6 protein-coding genes are annotated in these 6,567 nt (G+C 69.4%); 1 reads left to right on the top strand and 5 read right to left on the bottom strand.

The window, feature by feature from the left end; translation table 11 throughout:
* A partial coding sequence (locus QOI01_RS07750; protein ID WP_526379595.1) for an FAD-dependent oxidoreductase occupies window positions 1-981 on the top strand: 981 nt, incomplete at its 5' end.
* A 10-nt stretch (window positions 982-991) separates the two neighbouring features.
* Here the strand turns inward: QOI01_RS07750 and dpgD are convergent.
* From dpgD to dpgA, 5 genes are all read right to left on the bottom strand, one after another.
* On the bottom strand, window positions 992-1,789 hold the full coding sequence (gene dpgD / locus QOI01_RS07755) for an enoyl-CoA-hydratase DpgD (RefSeq protein WP_526379597.1): 798 nt from the start codon (window positions 1,787-1,789) through the stop codon (window positions 992-994).
* 45 nt (window positions 1,790-1,834) lie between these two features.
* Entirely contained in the window at window positions 1,835-3,484 is a 1,650-nt protein-coding gene (locus QOI01_RS07760) for a thiamine pyrophosphate-binding protein (RefSeq protein ID WP_526379599.1), read from the bottom strand.
* Window positions 3,481-4,818, bottom strand: a complete 1,338-nt coding sequence (gene dpgC, locus QOI01_RS07765; RefSeq protein WP_526379601.1) for a (3,5-dihydroxyphenyl)acetyl-CoA 1,2-dioxygenase DpgC — start codon at window positions 4,816-4,818, stop codon at window positions 3,481-3,483. The genes QOI01_RS07760 and dpgC overlap by 4 nt, the downstream gene beginning before the upstream one ends.
* The gene (dpgB, locus tag QOI01_RS07770) at window positions 4,815-5,507 is read right to left on the bottom strand and encodes an enoyl-CoA-hydratase DpgB (protein WP_526379602.1); all 693 of its coding nucleotides are present in this window, start codon (window positions 5,505-5,507) and stop codon (window positions 4,815-4,817) included. Before dpgB ends, dpgC begins: the two co-directional genes overlap by 4 nt.
* Before the next feature lie 50 nt (window positions 5,508-5,557).
* Window positions 5,558-6,567, bottom strand: a 1,010-nt coding sequence (gene dpgA, locus QOI01_RS07775; RefSeq protein WP_526379604.1) for a 3,5-dihydroxyphenylacetyl-CoA synthase DpgA, incomplete at its 5' end; no start/stop codon positions are given.

A 6,567-nucleotide genomic window follows, 5' to 3' on the forward strand; every position in this document is an offset into this window, starting at 1 on the left:
CGCGGCGGTCGGTGTCGATACGAATTCCGGTTGAATCCCGAAGAGGGCGGAGCCGGGGTGGCGCCGCCCTTCGAACTGGTGCGACGATTGCTGAAGCCTTATCGCGATATCACCGAGGACCAGGTCGAGCGAGCGGTCACCTATCGGTTCCACGCCCTGGTCGCCGATCGTTGGCGATGTGGAAACGTGTTCCTGCTCGGGGATGCCGCCCACATGATGCCCCCGTTCGCCGGGCAGGGCCTCAACTCCGGGGTCCGCGACGCGGCGAACCTGGCGTGGAAGATCGCCGACGTACTCGCCGGTCGCCTGACCGATACGGCGCTGGATTCCTACGAGACCGAACGCAAGCCGCACGTCGTGGCAACGGTGGCACTTTCGGAACGGATGCGCCGGGTGGTGATGACCACGAATCCTCGCTTCGCCGCCCGCCGGGACGATTACCTACGACGCCTTCTGGCGACCGGTCAGGGAAGAGAATTCCTCGAATACATGAGGTACCGACCGCCGCACGCGTATTCGTCCGGACTGCTGGCCGATTCGACGAAACCAGTCGGGACGATGATCGGACAGCCGGAGGTGTTCGACGCCGTCGAGGGTCGCAGGCGGCCGCTGGACGAGGTTCTCGGGTCTGGCTGGGCGCTGCTCGGGGTCGGCGTCGATCCGGCGCGGCTGGCAGCCGAGGCTAAACACGTCCCCGGGCTGCGGCCGACGCTGTCGCGGGTCGCCGTGTCGGGCCGCGTTCCTGAGGCGCCGTCCGATGTCGGCAGGGCGATCGAGGACGTCGACGGCGGGCTTGCCGCGGATCTGGCGGCCTATCAGGGGCTCTGCGTGCTGGTGCGCCCGGATCGCTTCATCGCTGCAGCCTGGGCTCCCGGCCAGAGGCCAGAGCTCAAGTCCGCCCTATGCCTCGCGGGCACATGGGAGGGCGTGCGCGGTGCGGACGAGCCGCGGCACGACCGCCGATTACGACGCGTGGGCTGAGTTCGGCGGCCTACCGCGCCTGCCAGCGCGGCTGGCGTCCCTCCGCGAAGGCTCGTGGCCCCTCCTTGGCGTCCTCGCTGTCCATCCGGATCTCCTCGCGCGGATAACGCGTGGTGAAAGCTTGCTCCAACGGAAGGTCGACGGAGGTCAGGACAGCCTGCTTGACCGCGCGAACGGCCAGCGGTGCGCAGGCGAGCAGATCGGTGGCCCAGTCGCGTACGCAGTCGTCCAGGTCCGCCGCGGGCACGACATCGTTGACGAGGCCTAGCTCGTAGGCGCGGCGCGCGCTGAGCTGCCGCCCGGTCATCAGGTGACCCAAAGCTGTGCGTACCGGAAGCTGCCGGCTGAGCCGGAACACTCCGCCGGCCCCAGCGATCAGGCCGAGCTTCGCCTCCGGCAGGCCGAAGCAGGTGTCCTCGGTAGCGATGATCAGGTCACACGCCAGGGCCAACTCGAACCCGCCGCCCAGGGCGTATCCGTGCACCCGCGCGATCAGCGGCTTGGTCAGGCCGAACCGCTCGGTGAGCCGGGGCCACCCGGGCTTGCCCCGGCCGCCGAAGGTGGACGGCTTCGCCACTCCGGTCGCCTCTCGCGCCGCCAGTTCCTTGAGATCCTGGCCGACCGAGAACGCGCGATCACCGGCGCCGGTGAGCACCCCGGCCCAGACTTCGTCGTCCTGCTCGAAGTCGTCCCAGATCTCCGCGAGTTCCTCGTGCATCCGCAGGTTCATGGCGTTGAGCACCTCGGGGCGGTTCATAGTGATCGTCGCCAGGTGACCGTCTTTGCGGTACTCCACTGTTGTCGGCACCACGTCACACCTTGCCACCGGTACGGGCGAGATCGATCAGTGGTGTCACTGCTGAGCTCCTTGCCGGTGGCCGAGGATGGGTACGTCGATCAGCAGCGGGCGGCGGCGGTGCGCGGCGCCGGCCACCAGCTGGACGAGCTCGTCGATGTGCTCCACCCGGTGCGCCTCGATGCCGAAGAACGCGGCCGCCGTGGTGAAGTCGAGACTGCCCAGGTCGAGACCGGGATAGTGGCCCGCCCGCGTGGCCCGGCTGTCCCAGACGTCCAGAGTGTCCTTGAGCGTGCGGTACTCGCCGTTGTTCATCACCACGAACGTGACCGGCACGTCATAGCGGGCGGCACCCCACAGGCCCTGCAGGCCGAACATGCTGCAGCCGTCGCCGAGGACGGCGACCACCGGGCGGGCCGGGTCACCCATGGCGGTGCCGATCGCAGCACCGATGCCGAAGCCCAACCCGCCGCCGACGGTGTGTACGAGGGAGCGGGGCTGTTCCAGCCGCAGAACCTGGCGCAGCAGGACCCCCGTTGTGATGGCCTCCTCGACCACTACCGCGTCAGCGGGCAGTCCGGACGCCACGGCGTGCGCGGCGGCCAACGGGTCCAGCGGCACCGGCCCGTACGCCTTCAGCGCCGCGGTGTCGACTGCCGCACGTTGCTCGACGTGCCGTTCGCGCAGCTCGGCACGCCGGTGCTGCGCCCGGGACACTGGCGGCAGGGCACGTAGAGCCGTGGCGAGTTGCTGCAGCGTGGGCTCGATCGCGCCGACGAGGCCCAGCTCCACGGTGAAGTTTCGGCCGATCTCCGCCGGGTCGGAGTCGATCTGGACGACCAGGGTGTCCGGCATGATCGCGGGACCAGGGGAGTAGTGGTGCGGCATGAAGGCGTGGCATCCGACGATGAGCACCACGTCGTGCGGGGCCAGCGTGCCGCGGATCTCGGCATTGTTCGGTGGCAGCGCGCCCGCGTACAGGTCGTGTCCCATCGGGAAGTCCACGCCGTCGTGCATCGGCTGGTGGTACACCACCGCGCCGAGGACCTCCGCGATCGCGACGAGCGACGCGACACCGCCCTCCCGGCCGACGCCGTCCCCGGCGACCACGGCGGGATCCCGGGCCCCGGCCAGCAGGGCGGTGGCGCGGGCCACCCCGGTGGCAACCGACGGTGGCACGATCGGCGCGTCGAAGAATGTGACGTCGGTCTCCTCGGCCAGGAGATCCATCGGCACGGACAGAAAGACCGGGCCGGCCGGCGGCAGGACGGCGAGCCGGAACGCCCGGCGCAGCATCCCGGGCAGGTCCTGGGCGTGCTGGACGTCGAAGGTGGCCTTGACCGCCGCGCGGGCCAGACCCACCAGGTCAGCGGAGAGCATCGGGTCTTGCGCCAGGTGCCGCCGGTCCTGCTGGCCGGCGGTCACCACCATGGGCGTCCGGGACCGGCTCGCGTTGAGTAGCCCGGACAGGCCGTTCGCCAGGCCGGCCGCCACATGGAGGCTCACGAACGCCGGGCGGCCGGTGGCGCGGGCATACCCGTCCGCCATCGCGACGACCGACCCTTCGTGAACGCCGAGCACGTACTCGATGTCCGGCTGGTGCACGAGAGCGTCCAGAAACGGCAGCTCGGTGGTGCCCGGGTTGCCGAAGACGCGGGTCACGCCCTCCTCGCGCAGCACCTGGATCAGGGCCTCGACCGGTTTCACCGGCCCGCACCCGCGTTCCAGCGGGCGCCGATCTTGGCAAGCACGTCCTGGCTGTAGAGCCGGTCCGCCTGCACCAGGGCGAATTCCGACAGATAGCCGAGGAACCGGTCGACCGGCTCGTCGGCGAGGTTCAGCATGTGCCTGTTGGCCACGACCGCGGGGGCGGTCATCCGCTCGGCGGCCCAGTCCGCGGCCCGGCCCACCGCCTCGGGGTCGACCGTCTCGTCGCAGATCAGTTTTGCCTGCGGATCGGTCGCCCGCAGCTTGCGCCCGTCCAGGATGATGTCCCGGGCCAACCGCGCGCCCACCAGCCGCCCGAGCCGCAGATTCGCCGCGCCGGGCACGATGCCCTCCTGCGCAGCGGGCAATGTGAAATACGCGTCAGTCCCGGCAACCACTCGGTCGCAGGCGAGCAGCAGCTGCATCCCGCCTCCGATCGCGAACGTGTCGACCGCGGCGACCCAGGGCTTCTCCCACGAGGTTGTCAGCGTTACGGCGTCCGGGTCATCCGGCATCCGGAGACCCCGGATGATCTTGCTTAGGTAGCCGAGCTCGCGGCCGAGCAGGAAGTCGACGTAGGAGATGCGTCCCTGGTGCAGGTGTTTGAGGTTGATGCCGGCGCTGAAGACGCGGCGCCCGGCATAGCGGGGATGGGTCATCGTCGTGCCGCGCAGCAGCCCGACCCGGATGCTGTCGTCGAGCAGGACCAGGTCGACCGCCGTCTCCAGGTCGACGGTCAGCTGGTCGTCCTCGGCGTTCAGGCAGGACGTGTTGCGCAGGGTGACCCGTCCGATGTCACCGTCGCGTTCGAGCAGCACCGTGTCCAGCTCCAGGACCCCGTTGTGCTCGAATTCGGACAGCAGCGCCAGTGCCCGCGGCGTGGGTCGCAGCATGGCCTCGACGATGTGTTGTCCGACGGCCGGTGTGCCCAGCAGGTGATGGAAGAAAATGGCCTGGTCGATCTCCCGGGCCTCCTTGTGCGCCTGCAGGTGCCGGCGTTCCGCCGCCAGCTGGTCCGCCGTCGGCACCAGGCCGGGGAACCGCTCCGCGGCCGCAGCGGCGAGCTCCGCGATCCGGGGCCGACAGGTGCCCGCTTGGGTCAGCTCGGCGAAGACCGCTGGAGTGTGTCTAGCCATGAACCTCGATCGCAGCCGCCGGCTTGACCGATGCAGCTCGCTCACGGCTTCCTGGTCGGCCGCTGTGCGCTCCGGTTTCGCCGGTAGGCCGGCTAGCCGGGCATCGTCCCGAGCCGCCTGCTCCCGGATGACGCCGGCATCCGCGTTCAGATCACCGGTCAGCAGCGGCATGCGTACCGGTGTGGGGACGGTGGTCACGCTGGCTGGGTGCCCTTCATCCGCCGCAGCGTCCGGTCGCACGCCGCGAGGTGGGTGCCGAGTGCGTCCTCGAAACTGACCGAGGTCGCCTCCATCAGCAACCGTCGGCGGATCGCCAGCTCGCTGCCGGTCAGATTGCGTACGGCGGCCGTGCGCTGCGCCACCGCCCGAACGGTGTCCGGTACGACCTCGTCCACCAGGCACAACTCGGCCGCTTCGGTGGCCGAGATCTCGGCGCCGAAGAGCACCAGGCCGCGGGCGCGGGCCACACCGACCTGGTTGGCGACGCGGTGCACGGCCATCCCCGGCCACGGTTCGCCCGCCACCGCCGAGAGCCGCAGGCGTAGATCCGGACCCGCGATGCGGTGGTCGGCCGCGAGCAGCGCCTCCAGCGCGGGCCCGGCACACAGGCCCACGGCGGCGGCGATCGTCACGGCGTCCAGCCGTTCGAGTCGGCGCAGTGCCCGCTCCCACTTGCTGACCGCGTGGATGCTCAGGTCTTCGACGGCCGCATCGCCGGCGGGCTCCCCGGTGAGCCACAGGACCACCACGGGGTCGGAGACATTCTCTGCCTCGTCGCACGCCCGCTCCACCGCTGCGATCAGCTGAGGGCCCACTCTTTGTCCACTCGTGATGGACAGCTGCACGACCTGCGGGGTGTCGATCTCGGAGTTCGCACTGCCTGCCAATCCGCACCGCTTTCTCGGTTGTCGTCAGCGTTTGCTGGATGTACAGCGGTTCAGAACCGCATCAGGGCTGTCTCGATCGTCGATCCAGGGCCCATGGTCATGAGGACACCGAACTCGCCGCGCTGGATCGCACCCTCCTCTAGCAGCCGGCTGTAAGAGAAGAGGAACGAGCCGCTCGACAGGTTGCCGTAGTCACGAAGCACCCCGGTGGTGTGCCGCAACGAGTGCCGGGAGAGGCCCAAGTTGACCATCACCGAGTCGATCACCTTCTTGCCACCCGAGTGCACCACCCAGTGCGCGATTTCGCTGCGGCGTAGGCCGGTGTCGGCGAGTAGGCGGCCGATGACCTCCTCGGCATGCGCACCGATCACATAGGGCACCTCGCGGTCCAGAAAGAAACTGAACTTGCCCTGCTGGTCGTCCCAGTCGTAGCGCATCGCGTCGACGGCCTCGGGGACGATGCAGCTGGCGAACTTGAGGAGGCTGGGGCCGGGCTCAAGCCCGCCCTCGTCGGTGATGACGGCCGCGGCGGCCGCGCCGTCACCGAAGAGACTGTTCACCACCGAGCTGCGCATCGTACCGTCGATCACGTATGCCGCGGAGCACGCCTCGACGCAGACCATGATCGCCAACTGCTCCGGATGCGCGCTCGCCCAGCCCGCCACACAGTTGAGCCCGTTGAGCCCCGCGTTGCAGCCCATGCCGACAACGTCCAGCCGGCTGGTGCCGACGTCGAGGGCCAGTTCCTTGATGAGCAGCGCGCTGAACCCGGGCGTCAGGAAACCCGTCGTGGTGATGCAGCACAGGTAGCCGATATCGTCGAGCTCGTAGCCTGAGTCCTTGAGGCAGGCGAGGATCGCCCGCTTGCCCATGTCGATGCCGGTGAGGCGGTGCTTGCGCAGTAGTTCGCCCTGAGTCTCGGTAGCGCGGCTGCCATCGGGTAGCTCCGGTGGCAGGCTCAAGAAGCGCCGCTCGATGGCGCTGTTGCGGAAGACCGACCGGATCCGCGGGTCGGTGATGGAGTACAGGTCAAGAAGGTCCTGCTGCGTGTACGAATGCG

This window comes from Mycobacterium sp., assembly GCF_032162605.1.
Taxonomy (GTDB): domain Bacteria; phylum Actinomycetota; class Actinomycetes; order Mycobacteriales; family Mycobacteriaceae; genus Mycobacterium.